Source organism: Microvirga sp. P4_G7 (genome assembly GCF_056401005.1).
This window is the reverse complement of sequence record NZ_JBFUKD010000547.1, coordinates 1-2554: the sequence shown is the minus strand read 5'-3', so window position 1 is coordinate 2554 and position 2554 is coordinate 1. Positions and strand designations below refer to the sequence as shown.

Annotated in this window: 3 protein-coding genes; all 3 read left to right on the top strand. The window is 58.8% G+C overall.

From position 1 onward, the window contains the following. Positions 1-389, top strand: a 389-nt coding sequence (locus tag AC1DT3_RS17725) for an SDR family oxidoreductase (RefSeq protein WP_477466552.1), incomplete at its 5' end; no start/stop codon positions are given. Positions 390-404: 15 nt separating this feature from the next. Continuing rightward, the gene (locus AC1DT3_RS17720) at positions 405-1028 is read left to right on the top strand and encodes a cysteine hydrolase family protein (RefSeq protein WP_477466551.1); all 624 of its coding nucleotides are present in this window, start codon (positions 405-407) and stop codon (positions 1026-1028) included. A 267-nt stretch (positions 1029-1295) separates the two neighbouring features. Beyond that, positions 1296-2393 (top strand): helix-turn-helix transcriptional regulator, encoded by a 1098-nt coding sequence (locus AC1DT3_RS17715; RefSeq protein ID WP_477466550.1) that lies wholly within the window; start codon positions 1296-1298, stop codon positions 2391-2393. Positions 2394-2554: the final 161 nt, after the last annotated feature.

The following is a 2554-nucleotide window of genomic DNA, read 5'->3' as shown; positions in this document are numbered from 1 at the left end:
GCTATTTCCATATGGCGAAAGCAGCCGTCCCGCATATGAAAAGTGGCGCCGCGATCGTCAATACGGGGTCCGTCACGGGCTTGATGGGAAGCAAGCACCTTTTGGATTATGCGACGACGAAGGGCGGAATTCATGCATTCACGCGTTCGCTTGCAGGGCAATTGGTCGAGCGAGGGATCCGCGTCAATGCGGTCGCTCCGGGACCGGTTTGGACGCCGCTGAATCCTGCCGACAAGCGGCTCGAGGACATCGCGGAATTTGGGAGCGACACGCCGATGAAACGACCGGCGCAGCCGGAGGAAATCGCCCCAGCCTTCGTTTTCCTGGCCTCGTCCCATTGCGCGAGCTACATCACAGGAGAAATCCTGCCGATCGTCGGAGGCTACTGACGCGAGAGCGGGAGCATGGCGGAAAGTCTCAATCGTCCGATAGGCCCCAACAGCATCCACCTTTGCATCGATATGCAGCGGTTGTTCTCGTCGGACGGTCCATGGCCGACACCGTGGATAGATCGCGTTCTCCCGACAATCGTGAAGATTGCGGAGCAATTTTCTGAGCGTACCGTCTTTACCCGATTCATTCCGCCCAGGACACCGCGCGAGATGCCGGGAACATGGCGGCTTTATTATGAGAAATGGTCGGCGGTGACGCGACAGAATCTCGACCCGGCTCTGCTCCGACTCATGCCCGCGCTCGAGCAGTTTGCGCCGCCTGCGACAGTCATCGACAAACCCGTCTATTCGGCGTTCACCGGGAGAAGGTTGCGCGAGCATCTTCGCCGCCGTCAGATCGATACCCTGGTCGTCACGGGATCGGAAACCGATGTCTGCGTTCTCGCGACTGTCTTCGGGGCGATTGATCACGGCTATCGCGTCATCCTGGTCACCGACGGAATCTGCAGTTCGTCGGATTCCGGACACGACGCGCTATTGTCCCTGTACCGCACCCGATTCAGCGAGCAGATCGAGGCGGTCGAGAGTGACGAGCTGATATCAGAGTGGCAGTCACCGACCTTCCGTAGAGGCTGACCCTCTCCTTGTCGAACAACTCCAAATGTGATCACGGAGATCGAACGCGATACTCTGCGTCATTTGTGTTGTTATTACAGCGAAGGTCATCTACAACTAGAAGAATGATCGCTCTCGGCCCCGAATGGCTTAGACGGATCCACCTTGGTTTGTCCCAAACACGGTGAATCGTCGACTGCTTTTCGGCCCAAGCAGCGTTGCCTGAGAGCGTCAGAAGCCTTTCGTTCGAGACCAGCGAAGCCGAACTTTCCTATTCGGAGCCGACCCGTGACGTCGATTTCCGGCGACCTTCTGGACACCGTCCAGATCATCTATCAGGCGGCCCTCGAGCCAGAGAAATGGGGCGATGTGGCGTGCGGCGTCGCTGACCTGTTTCGCGGGACAGGATCGCTTTACGCTCACGACACGACCTCTGGAAGAATGCTCGTCGAGGCGAGTCAAGGCTTCGAAAGGGCGTCGATCGACAGCTACAAGAGCCACTTTTCCTTCGTCAACCCAATCTATCCGGCCGCCATAGAGGCTCCGGAGATGCACGTCGCCGACATCTTCGAGCTCGTGCCGGAGCCATTGCTGATGGCGGGCGAATTCTACAACGATTGGATGCGTCCCCAGCACCTGCATCATTGCATTGGAGCCCACATCGATTTAGGGGCGTCGACGGTGATGTTCCTGACGTCTCACCGCGGCACCGACTCCGTTCCTCACTCCAATGAGGAAAGGCGGGCGATGGGTATCTTGATCGCACACATTCGCCAGGCCGTGGACATCAGCTCCAAACTCAACACATGGTCCGGTTCGGCGCTGATCCGCTACGGCGCTCTGGATCAGCTGGACTTGCCGGCGATGCTTATCTCGCGCGATGGGATCGTCTCCGATGTGAACAGACGAGCACAACGCCTTTTGCAGGACGGCACGTTCGTCAAGCTCGTGTCCGAACGGTTGGTCCCGCAACAGGAAAGTCAAAATGACCTGAAGCGAGTGCTGTCATCAGCAATCGATAGCGGCCGCCCGCGCTATATCGCCCTTCACGCAAAGACATCGGAAGCTCTGAAGGCGACCATCATCCCTCTTCGCCGACATCAAACCTGGTTCGGGACATCCTCTCCCCACGCGCTGATCGTGTTCCGGCCGACGCGGCGGAGGCACGTAAGCGTCATCGAGCAAGTCAAGCGCGGATGCCATTTGACTCCGGCCGAAACAAAACTGCTCGACGCCCTGGCTGCCGGCGAAACCTTGACGACCTATTCCGAACGAATTCAGATCAGTCGGAACACTGCCAAGACACAACTCCAGTCGTTGTTCTCGAAAACGGGAACGTCGAGACAGGCGGATCTCATCCGCCTCGTCGCTCAGCGGCAGAGCTAGCGGGCGGAGACAAGGCTCCTGCCCGCACGCGCGCCCCGCGTCCTACACGACGTAGAAGTCGTTGACGGTCATCTTCAGATTCTTGCCGAGCACCACGATCTGGATCGCGGCGCCCTTTCCGGAGCCGTCGGCATCGTAGGACGCCGTCGGCATCGTAGGAC

Excerpts from the sequence above, each read along its gene's own strand:
- AC1DT3_RS17720 (WP_477466551.1), top strand. The coding sequence starts at position 405 with ATGGCGGAAAGTCTCAATCGTCCGATAGGCCCCAACAGCATCCACCTT.